Raw genomic sequence first — 19,882 nt, forward strand, 5'->3', positions numbered from 1 at the left:
TAAAACGCTCCCTCGCGTGAATGATGACACGGGACAACGCGTCATCTGGTCTTGGAACTTGTTCTGCCGTGATTATGCCAGCACGTAAGTTCTCTTGCATTTGTGACTATCGAGTTCACCTTAGCGAACCACCTACCCATGCTCCACCCTGGGCGGGCGTTTGTGGAGCGCTTGTGTCGAGACTCACGTTCCCTTGTGACACAGCGCTACACGCCGCATAATTCCGGGGATGTGCGGGCGTTCCGGAGGGATCCGCCACGCCCGCGCAGCCCCGGAGATGGAGCAGCCAAGTGGCGCTTAGTTGGAAGCCGCCAGGAGGTCTTCCGCGTAGGCAACCAGGGTGCGGACGGTGCATCCGGTGCCCTGCTTGGGCGTGTAGCCGTAGGGGCTGCCGTTGTTGAATGATGGGCCGGCAATGTCAACGTGGGCCCACGGAATCTGCTGGCCATCACCGTCCTTGCCGACAAACTCGCGGAGGAAGACGGCCGCGGTCATCATGCCGCCGTTGCGCTCACCGATATTTGCGATGTCTGCTACCTGGGAGTCCAGGCTGGTGCGCAGTTCCTCGGGAAGCGGCATTGGCCAGACGAGTTCGCCTGCCCGGTCGGCAGCCGACTTCAGTGCGGAGGTTACGGAATCCGAGCCCATGACACCTGCAGTGCGCAGTCCCAGGGCGATCAGCTGGGCACCGGTCAGCGTGGCGACATCGATGATGGCGTCAGGCTTCTCGAGGCTGGCCGCGACCAGGCCGTCGGCCATGACCAGGCGGCCTTCGGCGTCGGTGTTGAGGACCTCGACTGTCTTGCCGCCGTAGATCGTGAGCACATCCGCGGGCCGCTGGGCGGCTCCGGACGGCATGTTCTCCGCGATGCAGAGCCATGCGGTCACCTTGATCGGCAAACCCAGCGCGGCGATGGCCAGCACTGTGTTAAGAACGACGGCGGCACCGGCCATGTCGCTCTTCATGTCGCCCATGCCGAGCGCGGGCTTGATGGAGATACCACCGGTGTCGAAGGTGATGCCCTTGCCCACGAGTGCGATCTTCCTGGTGGCCTTGGCCGGCGCGTATTCGACCTTCACCAGTCGGGGCTGGCGGGTTGAGCCCTTGCCAACACCAAGAATCCCGCCGAAGCCTTCCTTTTCAAGCCGCTTTTCATCCCACACGGTGACCTTCACCGGAAGGCCCTTTGACAGCTCTTTGGCTGCCTCGGCGAAAGATTCGGGGTAAAGGTGGCTCGGCGGCTGGTTCACCAGCGTGCGCGTGGCGTTGACTGCCCGGCCCAACAGTGCGGCGCGGTCAAGTGCGGGCTGGGCCTCCTTGGCGTCGACTGACGTGAAGATGGTTGCCTTGGCCACAGGCGTCTTGAGCCCGTCCTTGCTTGAACGGTGCTCCGTGTAGGAGTACGACCCAAAAGCTGCGCCTTCGGCGATAGCGGCGACGTCGGCCACGGTGGTCGCAGGCAGTGCCAGCGTCACTGAGGACAGGCCGGCCAACTGCCGGACTGCAGATCCTGCCGCGCGGCGCAGCGCCTCTTCGGTGAGGTTGCCGCCGTCGGACAGTTTTCCAACGCCGGCAAGGACCAGGAGTCCCGAGCCCGTTTCCGGGAGGCCCGGCAGGCGGTGGGCCTGGTCGGCCGCGCCCGTGACACCGAGGAGTTCCAAGGTGCCCGATACGGATTCGGCAGCCTTGGCGCTCAACGGGTTTGCGAGCAGCACCGGCCCGTCCGTGCCTTGGGCCACTCCGATGACGAGGGCGTCGCTGGGGGACTTTTTCAGGTCCTTGGCGATGACGCCGAGGGTGATGTCAGTAGTCTTGACCACGAGGATTGTTCCTCACTTCTCTCTGCATTGCATGGCGGGGCCGCATGTTTGGCGCCCTGCCCCGGGTACGCGCCCGACGTCCTCTTGCGACGGCGGCCTTGGTCTCTAGGGCCGCCGGGGCGGCCCGTTTCGATCGTAGTCTCTCGATGGCCGCTGTCAGCAATTAAATGAGAGCTGCGGCACATCAGGGGCAGGAATGTGGGCCGTGGGTGCAGCGTTGTAACAATAAATAGAGTTCCTGAACCATGTCATTGCGTCTTGGGACGCCGTGCACGCCACCGGACGGGACCCCCGAACTTTGCCACCGCGAAAGGTACATGCCGTGTTTGAACGGATATCCGGCTCACTCCTGGACCCCGAGTCGCTCTATGCGAGCAACATCGAAATCTTCCACAGTCCCGAACTGCGCGGACTCAACATGGTCATGGGGTTCACAGGATTTGCCGACGCCGGCCACGTTGTCCGGCAGATCAACGCCGAACTGCTCGAAGATCTCGACGCCGAGGTCGTGGCAGTGTTCGATGCCGACCAGCTGATCGACTACAGATCGCGTCGTCCGCACATCAGCTTTGTCGAAGACCATCTGCAGGACTATCAGGCACCGAAGCTTGCTCTGTACAGGCTCAAAGACGGTCTCGGCCAGCCCTTCCTGCTGCTGGCCGGGTTCGAGCCGGACCTCCAGTGGGAACGCTTCTCGCGTGCCGTCGTGGGGATCGTGGAAAAGCTCGACGTGAACCTGGTGACCTGGATCCATTCGATCCCCATGCCCGTTCCGCATACGAGGCCGGTAGGTGTGACGGTGCATGGAAACCGGCCGGAACTCATTGAAGGGATATCCAGTTGGAAGCCCACGGTGGAGGTTCCAGCTGCAATCGGGCACATCCTTGAGCTTCGACTCACTGAAGCGGAACGTCATGTGGCCGGCTACGTCATTCATGTTCCGCACTATCTATCGGAAGCCGAATACCCTCCGGCCGCCGTGGCGGGGCTGGAGTACCTCGGTGCCGCGACGTCGCTCATGCTGCCCACCGACAGGCTGCGCGAGGCCGGACGGGATGTAGGCCGCCAGATCGCCGAGCAGATCGAATCTTCGGAAGAGGTCCAAGCGGTGGTCGCCAACCTCGAGTCCCGCTATGACGAGAAATCAGAAGGTGTGGTCCGCCGTTCATTGCTCGCCGATGAGAACGACGAACTCCCCAATGCCGAGGACATCGGTGCCGCCGTCGAGGCATATCTTGCGCGTAAAGACTCGCCTCAATAAATCAGCTTTGAATGGGTGGCAGGCATAATTGAGGAGTGAATGCTCCCCGCGCTTGGCTCATCTGGACGATCGGCGTGTTCGCCTATCTGGTGGCGGTCGCGCAACGTACTTCGTTTGGCGTTGCCGGGCTTGAGGCAACGGAGCGCTTCAACGCAAGTGCTGCTGCCATCTCCTTCTTCACCGTCCTTCAACTGCTGGTCTATGCAGGGCTCCAGATTCCCGTGGGTGTGTTGGTGGACCGGTTCGGTTCGAGGGCCATGGTGGCCGGCGGCGCCGTGTTGATGGGCTTGGGGCAATTGCAATTGGCTTACGCGGACAGCGTGCCTGGCGGTGTGCTCGGCAGGGTCATGGTCGGCGCCGGCGATGCCATGACATTCATCTCGGTCATCCGCTTGGTCCCACTGTGGTTTGCGCCGGCCAAAGTACCCCTCGTGACGCAACTGACGGGTATGTGTGGACAGCTGGGCCAACTCTTCAGTGTCGTTCCCTTTGCCTTGCTCTTGCATAGTGCGGGCTGGACGCCGGCTTTCCTGACGCTGGCCGCCATGTCGGTGCTGGCCGTCGTGCTGGTGCTTGTGCTGCTGCGGGACGCCCCGCCGGGACATCCGCCGCGGCAAACGGGGCAGGGCTTGCGGGCCACTGGTGTATCGCTGGCCCGGGCGTGGAAGCAGCCGGGTACCCGCTTGGGGCTCTGGAGCCACTTCACGGTGCAATTCAGTGGAAACCTCTTTGCCATGACGTGGGGATACCCGTTCCTGCTCTCGGCGCAAGGCTTGGACGCCGGTACCGTCTCGGGCCTCATGGCACTGTTCGTCGCCACGGCCGTTGTTTCCGGCCCCGGCTTTGGGCGCTTTGTGTCAAAGCACCCCATGCGCCGGTCAGCCATGGTCCTGTTGATCACGCTGGCGACGGCGCTGGCTTGGGCTGCCGTGCTTGTTCTTCCCACACGCGCACCGTTGTGGCTACTGGTGATTCTGGTGATCGTGCTGGCCATCGGCGGTCCGGGTTCCATGATCGGCTTCGACTTTGCCCGTACGTTCAATCCTTCACACCGGATCGGTACGGCTACGGGAATCGTCAACGTAGGTGGATTCATCGCAGCGTTGGTGGCCATTTACCTCATCGGGCTGGTGTTGGATCTCCTGAACGCCAGCGGTTTCTCAGGTGGCGAGCTGTATGGGCTGGCTCCGTTCCGAATCGCGTTGAGTGTTCAGTTCGTGTTGCTCGGGCTGGGGACTGTGCTGATTCTGCTGACGCGCCGCAAGGTCCGGCGCCAGATGGCTGCGCAGGGGATCCACGTTCCTCCGTTGGTGGCGACGCTTGCCAGGCAGCGTCGCGAGCGGATCGAACGGCGGCGTGCCGGCCGTGCCGAAGCCGCCGGAAACCAGCCCGGCAGGCGCTAGCATCCCCCGGGTATCCGGGGGGTTATCCACATAGGCACTTTCGTGTCTGTGCGCGCGGGATGGTGTTGCCCAAGCTTGAGGCATGACCACAAACGAAATGCTCTCCCTCCACCAACCTGAAGACATTCTGGGCTATATCCCGCACGTGCTGGGCTATTGGCCCACAGACAGCCTTGTAGCCATCACCATGCAGGGGAAGGTACTGGGCGCCACACTGCGGGTGGATCTGCCGGATACAAGATCAAAACGGGTCCTCTCACGGTTCGCTGCGCACGTTCGCAGCTACCTGTTGGAGGATGACGCGGCCGACGGCGTGGTCCTCGCCGTGTACACGGACAGGGGCTGGGAGGACGCAACGGTAGGAGAGAAGACCTTGCCGTTGTTGGTCGCCCTTCAGGAGGCCCTCGACGCCGCCGACCTCGCGGTAAGGGACGCTTGGCTCATTGGCTCCAAGTACTGGAGAAGTGCCTTTTGCCCCGACGGGGCTTGCTGCCCGTTTCCCGGCTTGCCGGTGGAAATGATCCAGAACAGCCCCCTCAGCGCCGAAATGGTGTTCAGGGGGAGCAGCTTTGGCAGGTCGCCACGCGATCCGGTTCCTGCTACGGAGGGCAGCCCCCACCCCGTTCCAGATCCCGCAGTCTTGGAAGCTGAGGCACGTTTTGCCCTCGAAATGGCCGACGCCTGGTCTGACCAAGGTTGCCTGATGGTCGTGCTGGATGCCTGGAAACGGGCTATAGACGGGACAGTAGTGGACGTCAATGCCGTTGATGGCTGCGGAGCTGAATTCGCTGGGTTCCTCCGGGCATCACTCGGCGTTTCCGTCTGGCGGGATGCGGTTGTGGTCATGGCCGCTGCCGGAGTTGAGTCGGCCACGCGGGGCGCAGCAGTCTTTGGCCTCTTCACTGAGGCCTCCGGCAACGATCCCAGGGAAGGCCCACCTTCCTTTTCCGTTCCAGATTTCGTGTGCGCCGACGTGGATCCAGAGGATGCTCCCGCTGATGGCGGTAAGACATATGACGCGCCTGGTGGGGCCGGGGACATCTTCACTTACGGAGATGTCTTTCTGGGGATGAGCCCACACATTCCCGACTGGCCCCGCGTCGATGCCCTCCAGACGGTGCTCGGCAAGCTGTGCGTGGACGGTGAGGTCGGGGAAGCGGCGGCGGCGTCGCTCACCCTCCAGGGATGGATCTCCTGGTGCAAGGGCAGCGGGTCCTATGCCCACGCCTTCCTGCAGCGGGCACGCTTGGCACTTCCGGGGTATCGCCTGGCCGAGCTACTGATCGACGTCATGGGCCAGGGCAAACTCTGTGGGTGGGCGCGGAGGCCGGAGTCCGCCTGGCGTGGACCCAAGGGGTTGATCACATAGCTACAAGGGTGGATTGCGTAGCTTTGCACTTGAACAGGCGTGTGAATCGGAAAACCGTGAGACAATGGATGCCGAGACCCGGTTGGGTCCGCGTTTGAATGCCTGCAATGCCCCGGAAATCGGGAACATTACAGCGGCGTCGGGAGTTCTACATAGTGACTCTGCGGGCGGCGATCGCATTTGAAATTGATCGCGGACTTGACAGGGTCATAGTGGTGTTGCCCGCATGGTGATTCCACAGACCGCCGCTAGAAAGGTTTTCTGTGACTCCGTCTTCCGTCGAGAAGGAACCCGCCGCCCAGGCCGAACTGTCCGCCGAAGAAAAGAAGGCGGCCACATCGGCAAAGCGTGCGGCGACACGTGCTGCCGGCAAGGCTTCAGAGGGTGACTCTGATAAGCCGGCACCGAAGAAGCGCGGACCCAAGCCCGGCGCAAAGGCCGCGGCCGAAGCCGCGAACGCGTCCACTGATGACACCGATGAAGCGGATGTCGAAGACGAAGACTTCGACCCCGCAGCTGCTGAGGAAGTCGAAGTCAGCGACGACGACACCGAGGAAGGCGCGGTCGCAGCCAAGGACAAGCCCGCAACCACAGGTTCAGGGTTTGTCTACTCGGACGCCGATGATGACGACGCCCCCGTCCAGCAGGTCATGTCGGCCGGTGCCACCGCGGACCCCGTCAAGGACTACCTGAAGCAGATCGGCAAGGTTGCCCTGCTGAATGCCGAGCAGGAAGTTGACCTCGCCCTTCGGATCGAGGCCGGCCTCTTCGCTGAAGAAAAGATCAACGCTGACGACGGTTCCATGGATCCGAAGCTCAAGCGCGAACTTGAATTCGTTATCCACGACGGCAAGCGGGCCAAGAACCACCTGCTGGAAGCAAACCTGCGACTCGTCGTTTCTTTGGCCAAGCGCTACACCGGCCGTGGCATGCTCTTCCTGGACCTCATCCAGGAAGGCAACCTCGGCTTGATCCGCGCGGTGGAGAAGTTCGACTACACCAAGGGCTTCAAGTTCTCCACCTACGCCACGTGGTGGATCCGTCAGGCCATCACGCGCGCCATGGCCGACCAAGCCCGTACCATCCGTATTCCCGTGCACATGGTTGAAGTCATCAACAAGCTGGCCCGCGTCCAGCGGCAGATGCTGCAGGACCTTGGCCGTGAACCTACGCCGGAAGAGCTGGCCCTGGAACTGGACATGACGCCTGAAAAGGTTGTCGAGGTCCAGAAGTATGGCCGCGAGCCCATCTCTCTGCACACACCTCTTGGTGAAGACGGAGACTCCGAGTTCGGTGACCTGATCGAGGACTCCGAAGCCGTAGTTCCGGCTGACGCCGTGAGCTTCACGCTCCTGCAGGAGCAGCTGCACTCCGTTCTGGACACCTTGTCCGAACGCGAGGCGGGAGTGGTGGCCATGCGCTTCGGTTTGACCGATGGACAGCCGAAGACTTTAGACGAAATCGGCAAGGTCTACGGTGTGACGCGTGAGCGCATCCGCCAGATCGAATCCAAGACCATGTCCAAGTTGCGGCACCCGTCCCGCTCACAGGTTCTGCGGGACTACCTGGACTAGGATTTCCTGCACGGCGATTTCCCCGTACGGCGGAGAACGGCCCCGTCGGATGATCCGGCTGGGCCGTTCTGCGTTTGCGCCGTGCTGGGTTTGCGCCGGTGCGCCGTGCGTAAGGCTCGGCGGCAAACGCAACAGGGCCCCTCCCGGTGGGAGGGGCCCTGTTGGCTGCTCGAAGTGGTGGTGCCCAGTCTTGGGCGGCCGTCCTGACTAGTCGACAGGGACGGGTGCCTTCTCGTTGAGGCGCTCGGTCTCATCGTGCCAGTCGGAGGTCAGCGGCCGGAGCGTGGCCTCAACTGCACGTGCGTGGTGGCCGCAGAAGAGCAGCTCACCGCCGGAGGTTTCGAGTACAACGCGCACATACGCCTGAGCCCCGCAACGATCGCACCGGTCAGCTGCGTTGAGCGTGCGGTCTGCAACTGCTGTTGTCATGTCGGCCTCCTTAGTAGTTCTGTACATCCATATAACCAGTATTCGGAGCAGAACCATGGCAAGGATGGATCACTTTCGCTGTCCGCGTATCACATGTGCGTAACGTAACGTCGCCGGAAACCCGCGCCTTGGAGTGGCAACCGGCGCGGGCAGGGTACTGCCGCTAGCCTAGTATGGGCAGTGTTTGCCTTGAATTCGCCACGGAAATGGCACAGCCGAACACTGCTGGAAACACCCTTGAGATATACCCCGAAGGAGCGCACCGCGAGTGGCACCGAGTTCTGAATACAACGCCCGGCACCTGTCTGTCCTTGAAGGGCTGGAAGCCGTACGCAAGCGCCCGGGCATGTACATCGGTTCCACCGACTCCCGGGGTCTGATGCATTGCCTGTGGGAAATCATCGACAACGCCGTGGATGAGGCCCTGGCCGGGTTCGGGCATGACATCAAGGTCATCCTGCACGCGGACAATTCCGTTGAAATTCACGACGACGGCCGTGGTATCCCCGTGGACGTCGAGCCGAAGACCGGGCTCTCCGGCGTCGAGGTCGTCTTCACCAAGCTCCACGCTGGCGGCAAGTTCGGCGGCGGTTCATACACGGCGTCAGGCGGCCTCCATGGCGTGGGTGCCTCCGTGGTCAATGCCTTGTCCAGCCGCCTGGATGTCCAGGTCGACCGTGGCAGCAAGACGTATCAGATGTCATTCCGCCGTGGGGAGCCCGGCCGCTTCGTGGATGCCGGAGCGAAGCCGGGACCCAACGCCACGTTTGAGCCCTTCGTTGAAGACTCCGTATTGGACGTTGTCGGCAAGGCCAAAAGGGGAGTGACAGGTACCCGTGTCCGCTACTGGGCGGACCGCCAGATCTTCACCCCTGACGCCAAATTCTCCTACGATGACCTGGCTGCCCGGGCCCGTCAGACCTCCTTCCTTGTCCCTGGCCTGAAGATCACGGTGCGCGATGACCGCAGGCTCGCCGGCACCCCGGGCGAGAACGGCTCTCACGAAGAGGTTTTCCACCACGACGGCGGCATTTCGGAGTTCGTCGAATTCCTCGCTGCCGATTCCGGAGTAACGGACGTGTGGAGGCTCCACGGCTCGGGGAAGTTCAAGGAGACCGTTCCAGTACTGGACGAAAACGGGCACAGCAAGATTGCTGAAGTCGAACGCGACTGCGAGGTGGACATCGCCCTGCGCTGGGGAATCGGCTACGAAACCACCATGCGAAGCTTCGTCAACATCATTGCTACGCCCAAGGGCGGCACGCACCAGTCCGGCTTCGAGGCTGCTTTGCTGAAGACCTTCCGCAAGGCCGTGGAAACGAATGCGCGCAAGCTCAAAGCGGGCAATGACAAGATCGAGAAGGACGACGTCCTGGCCGGCCTGACCGCGGTCCTGACGGTACGTCTCGCGGAACCGCAGTTTGAAGGCCAGACCAAGGAAATTCTGGGCACATCGGCCGTCCGCGCCATTGTTGCCAAAGTGGTGGAGAAGGAAATCACCGACCGGCTGAGTTCGGCCAACCGGAACGACAAAGCCCAGTCTGCGCTCTTGCTGGAAAAGATCGTCAGCGAGATGAAGTCGCGCATTTCGGCACGCGTGCACAAGGAAACGCAGCGCCGAAAGAACGCGTTGGAGACATCCTCGATGCCTACCAAGCTTGCCGATTGCCGCACCGATGACGTCGCACGGTCCGAACTCTTCATCGTTGAAGGTGACTCGGCGTTGGGTACTGCCAAGTTGGCCCGCTCCTCCGATTTCCAGGCTCTGCTGCCGATTCGCGGCAAGATCCTGAATGTCCAGAAGGCCTCGGTGGGGGACATGCTATCCAATGCCGAGTGCGCTGCTCTCATCCAGGTGGTCGGTGCCGGTTCCGGACGAAGCTTTGACATCGATGCTGCGCGGTACGGCAAGGTCATCCTCATGACCGACGCCGACGTTGATGGTGCCCATATCCGGACATTGCTGCTAACGCTCTTCTTCCGTTACATGCGGCCCATGGTGGAAGCCGGGCGCGTCTTCGCAGCAGTACCGCCATTGCATCGAGTGGAGGTCATCAACCCTGGCCAGAAGGCCAACGAGATGATCTATACCTACTCAGAGGCCGAGCTCCACGTTCTCTTGGCAAACCTCGCCAAGGAAGGAAAGCGCTACAAGGAACCGATCCAGCGCTACAAGGGCCTTGGTGAAATGGATGCCCAACAGCTCGCCGAAACCACCATGGACCCCCGCCACCGCACCCTGCGCAAGGTGGGCATCGAGAGTGCCCAGCGTGCCGAGGAAGTCTTTGACCTCCTCATGGGTTCGGATGTTGCCCCCCGCAAGGAGTTCATCATCGCCGGTGCCGCAACGCTGGACCGCGAACGGATCGACGCCTAGCGACGCTCCACGGGTTGCATCGACCAGGGCGCCGCGAAGGCCGCCGCCCCCACCACCAGGGCGAGGGCGCCGAGGCCCCACGGTAGTCCGGCCGCAACGGCGACGCCACCCACCAGCAATGGTCCGCCTGCATCGCCAAGTTCACGTCCGAGCTCGGCGGAGCCCATGGTCCGTCCCAGTCGCTCGGCAGGGGTCGAATCGGCCAAATGGGCGAACGCCAGGGGTGTGGCTACGCCAATTCCCATGCCGATAAGCACGGCCGAGGCATAGACAGCTACAACGCCGGGGACGAGACCGGCCATGAGCGCGCCAACTGCGATGGACAGGAGACCGGCCACCATCCCGGGCCGGTCGGAGATGGCTCCCGCATCACGCAATCTGCCAATCTGCGGCTGAATCAGGGAGGACGCGAGGGCCAGCACGGTCACCACGGCGACGCTTCCCAACGTGCCTGCATTCTCCCTGGCGGCCAACGCCGGAAGGAACCCGACGGCAGCTCCGAGGGCTCCCGTGCTGGCGGCGAGCACCACGGTGGGGCCCAGGAATGAGCGTTGGGTGCTTTGGCGCCACACGTCCATCAGTGTGTACCGCGGCCGCGGGAGAGGGGCCAACCGTGGCACGGAGATGGCAACCCACGCGGCCACAACCAAACCGAGCACGGCGAGCACGGCAAACAGGATAGCGAAGCCGCCGGCGATGATCGCAATCGCGCCCAGCAGCGGACCGATCGCGTACCCGAGGCCTTTCCACGACCCGTAGCGGCCAAAATAGCGTCCGGTGTTTTTGCCTGACATGCGCGCCACGGTTGCGGAGGAGGCGGGGGAGAAGGCTGACGCAGCCATGCCTTGACCCAAGCGCGCGGCGGCCAGCATGAGCGGCTGCTCAGCCCAGAGTCCCAGCAACGAGGCGGCAGCGAACGCAAGCAGGCCACTCACGATCACTGGCTTTGGTCCGATCCGGTCACTCAGTGCGCCGAAGACCGGCTTGAGAAAGACCTCCGCGACGTCATAGAGCGCCAAGAGGACGCCGAGCCCCAGCAGGGTCAACCCAATATCCGAGCTTTCTGCTCCGAGGCCCGCTGCGACTGCGTGAGCGCCGAAGGCGGTGGTGAAGCCGGCGGCATAGAGCGGCCAACGGTGCTTGTCGACATGAGGCGTGGGGGACTCTGGGTGGTTCACATCCATCAATGTAACAGCTGCTACATTGATGGATGTGATTGATGAGCATTTGGGGTGGGTCCTGGTCTTGGTCCAAGTGCCCTCGCAGCCCTCCCGGCACCGTGTTGCAGTGTGGCGCGAGTTGCGCCGAACTGGTGCTGTGCCCCTCTCTCCGGGTACTTGGATCGTGCCGGCCCACCCTGCCTTCGAGGAAGGTTTGGAGCGAGCGCGGGTGCTCGTTGCCAGGGGATCCGGCGCGTGGACTGCGGTGGATGCCTCGCCGCGCGGCGACGGTGCGGTGACTTTTCGAGAAGCCTTCGTGGCAGCAAGGACCGAGGAGTGGGCCGAGTTCATGGCGGACTGTGGCAAGTTCGAGCAGGAAATTGCCAAGGAGATCTCGCGGAAAAAGTTCACTTTTGCCGAACTCGAAGAAGAAGAGCAGAGCCTGGAGCGCTTGCGTCGCTGGTACCGGGAGCTGAAGTCGCGGGACGTCCTTCACCTCGCCCAGGCTCAAGCGGCGGCGGAGCACTTGGCGCGGTGCGCAGAAGTGCTCGAAGAGTACGCAGCCGAGGTCTACGACGCGACCCTGCTTTAGGGAAGCGTCAGCCCAGCAGTCCCGGAACGATCAGCAGGGCAGTGGGCACCGCCAGTAACAACGCGGAGGCCGCCAGTACGAGGACCCGCATTGCCTTGGTGAGTGGCGGCTTCGGCGAGAGCAACCGACTGACGCGTGACGCCGTCGTGCGCGGTGAATCGGCGCCGCCGGTTGCGCTGACCGTGTTAGCCTCGACGACGGCACCCGCCCCACTGAGTGCCGCCCCGCTGAGGGCTGAGACGCTGGACGCCGCTGCGCCGAGTCCCGGACTTGACGAGCCGCTGGCAACGATCGCGATGGCCTTGATCAGCGTGCCCTTGCTCTCGGTTCGGAGGGCGACGTCATCGGCCAGCATTTCGATAAGGGAGTTGACGGCGGTTTGCGCCAGGCGTGTAGTGGGGAACCATGGCAGGGCCTGCCGCCATGCAGCGAAGGCCCAAAGCAACAGGTCATGGCGCTGCGACAGGTGAGCATTTTCGTGGATCAGAACTGCCCGGAGCTCGTCTGGTTCGAGGGCTTCCATGAGGCCGTCCGAGAGGACAGTGACTGATCGCGCGCCGCCGGGCAGGCAGTACGCCACCGGGGACTCGTGATTGATCACCACCGTGCCAGGGCCGTCGTCGGAGGGTGAGGCGAGCAAGGCGAGCAATTCGCGGTGGCGGCTACGCTGCCGTTCGATCTTGACGTAGGTCAGGAGCAGGGTAAACACGAGGTGCGCTGTCAGCAGCGCCGCAGCGGAGAGCGCGAAGAGGTGCCAAAAGCCCAATGCGGTGGTCGGCTCGTTGTAGAGTACCATTCCTGCCAGGGCCTTGAGGCCGGCGATGAGGTTGTCGCCCACCGGTTCGAGGCCATAGACGAGCATGGCGCCGATCATGGACAAGCCACCTGCGAGGGCGATCGCCTGCCACAGCACCATGGCGGTGAAGGGCGAGCGCGCGGGCCATTGGGCTCGGGACAGAAGGACGGGTACCGGCCAAGCCAGTATCAATGCAAGGACCGCCAGGAAGTATGAGGTCCAGAACATAGTGGCTAATTGTAGCCGAGCAGTTTGCGCAGTGTTGCGGCTTCGCTTTCCGTGACAGAACCGATGAAGCGGGCCAAGACGGCTTCGCGGTCGGGAGCTGATCCCAATACCTCATGCATGAGCTCGGCAGTGTGGTCCGCGCGGCTCGAGACGGCCTGGTAGCGGTGCGGGCGGGTTCCGCGTTCGCGTTCCACCAGCCCCTTCTTCTCCAGGCGCGACAGGACTGTCAGTACCGTGGTGACGGCCAGATCCTTGCCCTGGTGTCCGGCTGTGCCGTCGCCGGCCTGGGAATCCTGCGCCAGCAAATCACGCAGTGTGTTGGCAGTTGCAGCCTCCTGGCCTGCCCAGAGCAGATCCATCACTGCCCGTTCCAGTTCCCCAAGACTTGCCATTGATACGTCCCTACCTTCCGCTCCCGCCGGGTGTTAGTGCCGGTCGGGGGCGACGATCCAATATTCCATCATCAATCTACCGCTTTTCGGTCCTCCATTCTACGTGAAGTAGAACTCTCGGCGCGCCGTAGCCGCGGTTGGGCCTTGCGGGTGTGTAACGCCACTTGAAGAATGGGGAAAGGTATCTGCCGTTTTGTTCTACACTGTGTAGAAGAGTAGTTTTCTACGTGACGTAGAAAAAAAGTTACGCCGCATTCGGTCCGCCGGACAAAGGACAGCCATGGACGCCCTGGAAATCGCACGCTGGCAATTTGGAATCACCACGGTCTACCACTTCATGATGGTGCCGCTCACTATTGGCTTGGGCCTGGTGGTGGCAGTCATCCAAACGATCTGGTATCGCACGGGAAAGCCCGAGTACCTCCGCATGACCAAGTTCTGGGGAAAACTGTTCCTCATCAACTTCATCATGGGCGTGGCTACCGGCATCGTGCAGGAGTTCCAGTTCGGAATGGCATGGAGCGAGTACAGCCGGTTCGTGGGCGATGTTTTCGGCGCGCCGCTGGCACTCGAAGCGTTGCTGGCGTTCTTCGTGGAGTCCACGTTCTTGGGTCTCTGGATTTTCGGCTGGAAGCAACTCAAGCGCGGAGTCCACTTGGCCTGTCTGTGGATCGCCGTGATCGGCTCCGTGTTCTCGGCCTACTTCATCATTGTGGCCAACTCCTGGATGCAGCACCCTGTGGGCGTCGAAATGGTTGATGGCCGCCCGGTGATGACTGACGCCTGGGCCGTCTTTACCAACAACACTGCCCTTGTGGCCGTGCCCCACACCCTCTTTGGCGCACTGGGAGTTGCTGGCGCGTTCCTCCTGGGCATCGCGTGGTACCACCTGTGGCGCCGCCGGCACGATGGAATCGACGTCGTCGGCAAGGATGGCCGTATGGTTCCGGGCGAGGCAGCGATTCCCGGCCGCGACAAAGCCGACTACAAGGTGTGGATCCGGTCCCTGCGCATCGGTGCCGTCGTGGCGATGATTTCCTTTGCCGGAACGGCACTCACCGGTGACCTGCAAGGCAAGCTGATGTTCGAACAACAGCCCATGAAGATGGCCGCCGCGGAAGCCGCCTGCCATGACGGCACAGGCTTCTCAGTGCTTAGCGTTGGCAACCTGGGCGCCAAGAACTGTGATGACATCGTCGCCGTCATCGAAGTGCCCGGAATCCTGTCGTTCCTCGCGAAGGGCGATTTCACCACCGAGGTAAAAGGCGTGAACAGCCTCCTCGGCGAATACAAGGAAAAGTACGGCACGCACCTCCCTGACAACCCCCTCTATGGCGACCGCGCCGGCCAGGAAATCCAGTACGTTCCCGTCATGGAAGTGACCTACTGGGGCTTCCGCATGATGATCGGTTTTGGCGGCATCGCAGCCTTCGCCGCGCTCCTGGCCCTTTGGGTCACCCGCAAGGGCGTTGTTCCGGAGTCCAAGTGGCTCATGCGCTTGGCGGTCTTTGGAATCCTTGCGCCCTTCGGTGCGAATGCGGCCGGGTGGATCTTCACCGAGATGGGCCGTCAGCCGTTCGTTGTGGCCCCCAACCCCGACATGAACGGCGTCGACCAGGTCTTCATGTTCACTGCGGCGGCCGTGTCACCAGGGGTGAGTGCCGGTGAGCTCATGACCTCGCTGGTGGTCCTGACAGCCATCTACGCACTGCTGCTGGTGGTGGAAGTCAAACTGCTGGTCAAGTACATCCGGGGTGGCGTCGCATCGGCCATGCCTGAGCTTTCCCACGGCAAAAAGCATGACAAAAACGGCAAGAACGACGACGGCACGCCAGGACCGGACAAATCCGGCGACGACGTCCTGGCCTTCGCCTACTAGAACCTATTAGAAGCAGGGGAACCGAAAATGGAACTATTGCCAACCATCTGGTTCGTGGCCATCGCCGTGCTGTGGACCGGGTACCTCTTCCTTGAGGGGTTCGACCTTGGAGTCGGCATGCTCATGAAGCTGTTCGCACGGGACAACACGGACCGGCGCGTACTGCTGAACACCATTGGGCCCGTGTGGGACGGCAATGAAGTCTGGCTGCTCACCGCTGCCGGTGCCACCTTCGCGGCCTTCCCGCTCTGGTACGCGTCCTTGTTTTCGGCGCTCTACCTCCCGCTGCTGCTGGTCTTGGTGGCCCTGATCTTCCGGGCAGTAGCTTTTGAGTATCGGGGCAAGGTTGACACGGAGCGCTGGCGCAACGGCTGGGACTGGGCCATCGCCATCGGTTCTTTTGTAGCCGCGTTCGGCATCGGTGCGGCTTTGGCCCTCACCACTACGGGCCTGCCGCTTGATGCCAACGGCGACCGCAGTGGCGGACCGTTCTCATGGTTCAGCGGTTACGCCCTGCTGGGTGGCTTCGGCGTAGTCGCTTTCGCGTTGGTCCATGCCCTTGCCTTCCTGGCCTTGAAGACCGACGGCGATGTGCGGCACCGGGCGCGGCGCTGGTTCGTGCGTCTCCTGCCCGTAGCCGTCCTGCCGATGCTCGGCTGGATGGTGTCTGTACAGTTCCTCAGCGGAAAACCCTGGACGTGGGTGCTGGTGGCCGCAGGTGTCGCAGCAGTGGCCCTGGCATGGCAGTTGGCCAGGACGGGCGCGGAGGGCCGTGCGTTTGGCGCCCTGGGCGGCTTCGTGGTTTGCGCTACCGCGGCCATCTTCGGTGCGGCATTCCCGGTAGTTATTCCGTCTACCCTGGACCCTTCGTTCAACCTGACGATCTCCAACGCCTCCTCCTCCGATTACACGCTGGGCTTGATGAGCATCGTTGCTTCGGTGGGCCTGCCGCTGGTGATCGCGTACCAGGCATGGACCTACTGGGTCTTCCGGCGCAGGGTCAGTGCCGCTCACATTCCGCCTGCCCACGGGTTCCTTCCAGCCATCGCCGCCAAGGTCCTGGTTGGCAAGGACAACGGACCGTCCAACAACCCGCCACTAACCCCGGGAGCCTAGCTACTCCATGAAACCCGTGTTCCCTGCCGGCCCGGCCACGCGTTCCGCGCTTTACGTCCTCGGTCTCCTGTCAGCACTCAAGGCACTTTCGCTGGTGCTGATGGGGCAGGCGGTGGCCACGATGCTGGCCGGCTTGGCTGCGGGTGACGCAGACTGGGGCAGTGGACTGGTTTGGGGTGCGGTGGGCGCCGTGCTGCGCTCCCTGACGGTGTGGGGCCAAGGGACAGCATCCCGACGCGCTGCCTTAGGGGTCAAGGAAGAGCTGCGCGCACGGCTGCTGCACCGGTCACTGGCTGACGGAGGCGCCTCTCACGTCAAAGGGATGAGCGAGGGCGGTCTGGCGATCCTTGCGACGCGGGGCCTGGACGCGTTGGACGACTACTACACGCTGTACCTGCCGGCGCTGGTCAATTGTGCCACTGTCCCGCTGTTGATCGGCGCGCGTATCCTGTTCGCGGACTGGGTCAGCGCCGTGGTGATTGTCCTGACCGTTCCCTTGGTGCCACTGTTCATGGTGCTCATTGGCCGGCACACCGAAGACACCGTGAAAGACGCCCAGACCACCCTGCGCAGGCTGTCCGGGCACCTCCTGGAACTGGCCAAGGGGCTCCCCGTGCTGGTGGGACTGGGACGTGCGAGCGATCAGCGTGCCGCCTTGGAAGACATATCCGAGCAGTACCGCAGCCGCACCATGGGCACGCTTCGCACGGCTTTTCTGTCTGCCCTGGCGCTGGAACTTATCGCCACGATCTCCGTGGCCGTCGTGGCGGTGTTCATCGGCGTGCGTCTGGTGGCGGGGGACATGGGCCTGGAAGCGGGGTTGCTGGCACTGATCCTCGCCCCTGACTGCTACCTGCCGCTGCGTGAGCTCGGCACCGCCCACCACGCCAGCGACGACGGCCGGGCAGCCCTGGAAACCACCAACGAGGTGCTGGCTGCACCTGAACAGGCGAGACTGACAGCTGCGTCCCCTGCAGCAGCAGACCGTGGCCCTGGCTCCCGTGAGCAGGCACGGGAACCCGGACCCACTGACATCGTGGTGACCGGCCTGTCGGTGACCTACACCGGCAGGGCGGCAGCCGCCGTCGGGCCCCTCCACTTCACCGCGCCGGCAGGAACCGTCACGGCCCTTGACGGCAACAGTGGTGCCGGCAAGAGCACAGTCCTTCGCGTTCTTGCAGGACTCCTCGGTGAAGGGCCAGACGCGACCGTTACGGGCAGCGTGACAGGCGTTAACGCAGAATCCGTAGCATGGGTACCGCAACACCCCGCCATGGTTGCCGGAACAGTGCAAGAGGAGATCGAGCTCTACCTCGGCGGCAGCGAGGAGAGCACTGGCGAAACCGTTGCCAACGTCCTTCGCCGGGCTTCAGCGGTGCACCTTGCACAGAAACACCCGGCGGAGTTGAGCCCCGGAGAACTGCGCCGCGTAGCCCTTGCCAGGGGACTCGCCCGTCTGGAGTCAGGAGCCTCACTCTTGCTGCTGGACGAGCCGACGGCCCACTTGGACCAGGCCTCCGCTGCAGCTGTCCGTTCGGCCATTGAATCCTTGCGTGGCACGGCCACGGTGATCCTGGTAGCCCACGACGCCGACACCCGGGCGCTCGCAGACCGTATAGTGCCCATCGGCAGCCCGTGCCATGGAGGCCACCTCAGCGGCGCAGCAACCAGCCCTCCGGCGCACAGCGTTACTAACGTATCAACGGCTGACGTTTACCCTGGCACCACCCTTGCGGGCCCTCCTTCGCTGGAAAGCGTGCCAACAGGACAAACCCTTCGCGGCCTCGCCGCTGTCCTTAAACCTGTCCGCGGAAAGTTCGGTGCCGCAGCCGTGGTGGGAGTTCTGGCCGCATTGTTCGCAGTCGCTCTTTCCGGCCTGTCCGGCTGGCTCATCATCAGGGCCAGCGAACAGCCACCCATCCTGTACCTGCTCGGTGCGATCGTAGGCGTACGCTTCTTTGGCATCGGCCGGGCCGTGCTCCGATACTGTGAGCGGCTCCTGACCCACGACGCCGTCTTTGCCGCCATGACCAGACTTCGTGGCTCGTTGTGGTCGACGCTGAGCCGTCGCGCGCTGTCCCTCCGGCGCCTCCTGCAGGGCGGCAACGTCCTGGGGACAATCGTGGACGACGTCGACACACTCCGCGACCTGTTGCCTCGCGTGGTCCTGCCGCCACTGACCGCAGTGGGTGTCGCGGGAGCTGCCCTCATTGCCACGGCGGTTGTCCTCCCGGCCGCGGTGCCCGGGGTGGTCGCGGCCGCAGTGCTGGGCCTCGTCGTTGCCCCGCTGGTGGCAGTTACCGCCGACCGCAATGCGGCGAAGGCCGAACAAGAGCTGCGATCAGTGGTCCTGCGGGACGTTGCATCCGCCCTTGACGCCCGCGCCGAGCTGAGCGCGAACGGTGTGGCGGCTCCAGTTCTCGCGACCCTTCGCGCAAAGGACCGCGCTGCGACCCTCGCCGCCCAACGCTCGGCTTGGGCTGAAGGCCTCGGCCAGGCCCTGACGGTTGGTGGCTGTTCGCTTGCTGCGCTGCTGGCAGGAATTCTGGGGGCCGGGCAGGTCGACGACGGATCCGCAGCGCCCGCCCTGGTGGCGGTCATCGTCTTGATGCAACTCGCGCTCGTGGAGCCTTATGGCGCTGTGGTGTCTGCGGTACGCCAATGCCCGGCGCTCGCAGCCGTTTTGGGGAGGGTTGGCGCTTCCGGCGCCTTGGGCAAGGCCGCGGTGACGGACAAGGACACAGATAACGACGGCGGGACGCAGCAATGGCCCGAACGTCAAGGACTGCCGGGGCTGGAGATCCAAGGTATCGCCGCTGCGTGGCCGGGCGGCCCCTCCGTGTTCGAAGGAGTCTCCGCGGAGGCCACGCCCGGCCGCTGGCTCGCCGTCACGGGACCTTCCGGTGCCGGAAAATCCACGCTCCTCTCTGTGCTTCTGGGGTTCCTTCCTGTGACCAAGGGCGCTGTGCGGCTCACCGGCACCGCTGCTTGGTGTCCACAGGAGGCCCATCTCTTCGACTCTACGATCCGCGGCAATCTGCTGCTGGCACGGCCGGCCGGGAACAAGCCCGATGAACCGGCGATGCACAAGGCCCTGGCCGACGTGGGGCTCGACCAGCTGGTAGCGGCCATGCCAGATGGGCTTGACTCCAGGATCGGCCCGGCTGGAGCGTTTCTCAGTGGTGGCGAACGGCAACGACTCGCCATGGCCCGCACGCTCCTGACCGGTGCCAGCGTGCTCCTGCTTGATGAACCAACCGCGCACTTGGACGCGGCCTCGGCCAGGGAGATGATGTCGACGCTTAGGGGAGGGCTCAAGGATGTGACAGTGGTCCTGGTGACCCACAATCCCCAGGACATCGATCCCGGCGATGCCCGACTCGACCTTGGTTATGCCGCAAGCGCCGCCGCATCGCGGTCAGAGTCGGGTGTCCAGACCGTCGGCGCGTCGGAACTGGTGACGCGGGCTACTCCTCAGTAACCTG

The 19,882-nt window shown here is 63.4% G+C and carries 14 protein-coding genes; 9 read left to right on the plus strand and 5 right to left on the minus strand.

Annotation, left to right across the window (positions count from 1 at the left end):
* Nucleotides 1–297 precede the first annotated feature (297 nt).
* Nucleotides 298–1,821 carry a leucyl aminopeptidase gene (locus ACIQC5_RS18495; RefSeq protein WP_400285667.1) on the minus strand — a complete coding sequence of 508 codons (1,524 nt, stop codon included), beginning with the start codon at nucleotides 1,819–1,821 and terminating at the stop codon, nucleotides 298–300.
* Nucleotides 1,822–2,143: 322 nt separating this feature from the next.
* On the opposite strand from ACIQC5_RS18495, the gene ACIQC5_RS18500 reads away from it, so the two are divergent.
* The 4 genes from ACIQC5_RS18500 (at nucleotide 2,144) to ACIQC5_RS18515 (ending at nucleotide 7,428) form a co-directional block, all read left to right on the plus strand.
* The gene (locus ACIQC5_RS18500; protein ID WP_400285670.1) at nucleotides 2,144–3,082 is read left to right on the plus strand and encodes a proteasome assembly chaperone family protein; all 939 of its coding nucleotides are present in this window, start codon (nucleotides 2,144–2,146) and stop codon (nucleotides 3,080–3,082) included.
* A 35-nt stretch (nucleotides 3,083–3,117) separates the two neighbouring features.
* On the plus strand, nucleotides 3,118–4,485 hold the full coding sequence (locus ACIQC5_RS18505; protein ID WP_400285674.1) for a nitrate/nitrite transporter: 1,368 nt from the start codon (nucleotides 3,118–3,120) through the stop codon (nucleotides 4,483–4,485).
* An 82-nt stretch (nucleotides 4,486–4,567) separates the two neighbouring features.
* A complete protein-coding gene (locus tag ACIQC5_RS18510; RefSeq protein WP_400285677.1) occupies nucleotides 4,568–5,854 on the plus strand; it encodes a DUF4192 domain-containing protein in 1,287 nt (428 codons plus the stop codon).
* Between the two features lie 263 nt (nucleotides 5,855–6,117).
* Nucleotides 6,118–7,428 (plus strand): RNA polymerase sigma factor, encoded by a 1,311-nt coding sequence (locus ACIQC5_RS18515; protein ID WP_400285679.1) that lies wholly within the window; start codon nucleotides 6,118–6,120, stop codon nucleotides 7,426–7,428.
* A 207-nt stretch (nucleotides 7,429–7,635) separates the two neighbouring features.
* On the opposite strand, the gene ACIQC5_RS18520 is transcribed toward ACIQC5_RS18515, so the two are convergent.
* Nucleotides 7,636–7,857 (minus strand): hypothetical protein, encoded by a 222-nt coding sequence (locus tag ACIQC5_RS18520; RefSeq protein WP_400285682.1) that lies wholly within the window; start codon nucleotides 7,855–7,857, stop codon nucleotides 7,636–7,638.
* A gap of 268 nt (nucleotides 7,858–8,125) precedes the next feature.
* Between ACIQC5_RS18520 and ACIQC5_RS18525 the strand changes: the two genes are divergently transcribed.
* On the plus strand, nucleotides 8,126–10,234 hold the full coding sequence (locus tag ACIQC5_RS18525; RefSeq protein WP_400285685.1) for a type IIA DNA topoisomerase subunit B: 2,109 nt from the start codon (nucleotides 8,126–8,128) through the stop codon (nucleotides 10,232–10,234).
* On the opposite strand, the gene ACIQC5_RS18530 is transcribed toward ACIQC5_RS18525, so the two are convergent.
* The gene (locus tag ACIQC5_RS18530) at nucleotides 10,231–11,418 is read right to left on the minus strand and encodes an MFS transporter (RefSeq protein ID WP_400285688.1); all 1,188 of its coding nucleotides are present in this window, start codon (nucleotides 11,416–11,418) and stop codon (nucleotides 10,231–10,233) included. The genes ACIQC5_RS18525 and ACIQC5_RS18530 overlap by 4 nt on opposite strands.
* Nucleotides 11,419–11,440: 22 nt before the next feature.
* On the opposite strand from ACIQC5_RS18530, the gene ACIQC5_RS18535 reads away from it, so the two are divergent.
* Entirely contained in the window at nucleotides 11,441–11,986 is a 546-nt protein-coding gene (locus ACIQC5_RS18535) for a Chromate resistance protein ChrB (RefSeq protein ID WP_400285691.1), read from the plus strand.
* Between the two features lie 7 nt (nucleotides 11,987–11,993).
* On the opposite strand, the gene ACIQC5_RS18540 is transcribed toward ACIQC5_RS18535, so the two are convergent.
* The gene (locus ACIQC5_RS18540; protein WP_400285693.1) at nucleotides 11,994–13,010 is read right to left on the minus strand and encodes a M56 family metallopeptidase; all 1,017 of its coding nucleotides are present in this window, start codon (nucleotides 13,008–13,010) and stop codon (nucleotides 11,994–11,996) included.
* 5 nt (nucleotides 13,011–13,015) lie between these two features.
* Nucleotides 13,016–13,402: a BlaI/MecI/CopY family transcriptional regulator gene (locus tag ACIQC5_RS18545; protein ID WP_018778701.1), complete on the minus strand. Its 387-nt coding sequence runs from the start codon at nucleotides 13,400–13,402 to the stop codon at nucleotides 13,016–13,018.
* A gap of 280 nt (nucleotides 13,403–13,682) precedes the next feature.
* Between ACIQC5_RS18545 and ACIQC5_RS18550 the strand changes: the two genes are divergently transcribed.
* From ACIQC5_RS18550 to cydD, 3 genes are read left to right on the plus strand one after another with little or no spacing between them, the layout of a single operon-like run.
* Nucleotides 13,683–15,281: a cytochrome ubiquinol oxidase subunit I gene (locus tag ACIQC5_RS18550; protein ID WP_400285695.1), complete on the plus strand. Its 1,599-nt coding sequence runs from the start codon at nucleotides 13,683–13,685 to the stop codon at nucleotides 15,279–15,281.
* A gap of 27 nt (nucleotides 15,282–15,308) precedes the next feature.
* Entirely contained in the window at nucleotides 15,309–16,397 is a 1,089-nt protein-coding gene (gene cydB, locus ACIQC5_RS18555) for a cytochrome d ubiquinol oxidase subunit II (RefSeq protein ID WP_400285698.1), read from the plus strand.
* A gap of 7 nt (nucleotides 16,398–16,404) precedes the next feature.
* Nucleotides 16,405–19,878: a thiol reductant ABC exporter subunit CydD gene (gene cydD / locus ACIQC5_RS18560; protein WP_400285702.1), complete on the plus strand. Its 3,474-nt coding sequence runs from the start codon at nucleotides 16,405–16,407 to the stop codon at nucleotides 19,876–19,878.
* The last annotated feature ends 4 nt before the right edge of the window (nucleotides 19,879–19,882 follow it).

It is taken from the genome of Paenarthrobacter sp. NPDC092416 (assembly GCF_044755025.1).
GTDB lineage: Bacteria > Actinomycetota > Actinomycetes > Actinomycetales > Micrococcaceae > Arthrobacter.

Coding starts and splice junctions, on each gene's coding strand:
- ACIQC5_RS18510 (WP_400285677.1), top strand. CDS start 4,568: ATGACCACAAACGAAATGCTCTCCCTCCACCAACCTGAAGACATTCTG.
- ACIQC5_RS18520 (WP_400285682.1), bottom strand. CDS start 7,857: ATGACAACAGCAGTTGCAGACCGCACGCTCAACGCAGCTGACCGGTGC.
- ACIQC5_RS18530 (WP_400285688.1), bottom strand. CDS start 11,418: ATGGATGTGAACCACCCAGAGTCCCCCACGCCTCATGTCGACAAGCAC.
- ACIQC5_RS18535 (WP_400285691.1), top strand. CDS start 11,441: ATGGATGTGATTGATGAGCATTTGGGGTGGGTCCTGGTCTTGGTCCAA.
- ACIQC5_RS18540 (WP_400285693.1), bottom strand. CDS start 13,010: ATGTTCTGGACCTCATACTTCCTGGCGGTCCTTGCATTGATACTGGCT.
- ACIQC5_RS18545 (WP_018778701.1), bottom strand. CDS start 13,402: ATGGCAAGTCTTGGGGAACTGGAACGGGCAGTGATGGATCTGCTCTGG.
- ACIQC5_RS18550 (WP_400285695.1), top strand. CDS start 13,683: ATGGACGCCCTGGAAATCGCACGCTGGCAATTTGGAATCACCACGGTC.
- cydB (WP_400285698.1), top strand. CDS start 15,309: ATGGAACTATTGCCAACCATCTGGTTCGTGGCCATCGCCGTGCTGTGG.
- cydD (WP_400285702.1), top strand. CDS start 16,405: ATGAAACCCGTGTTCCCTGCCGGCCCGGCCACGCGTTCCGCGCTTTAC.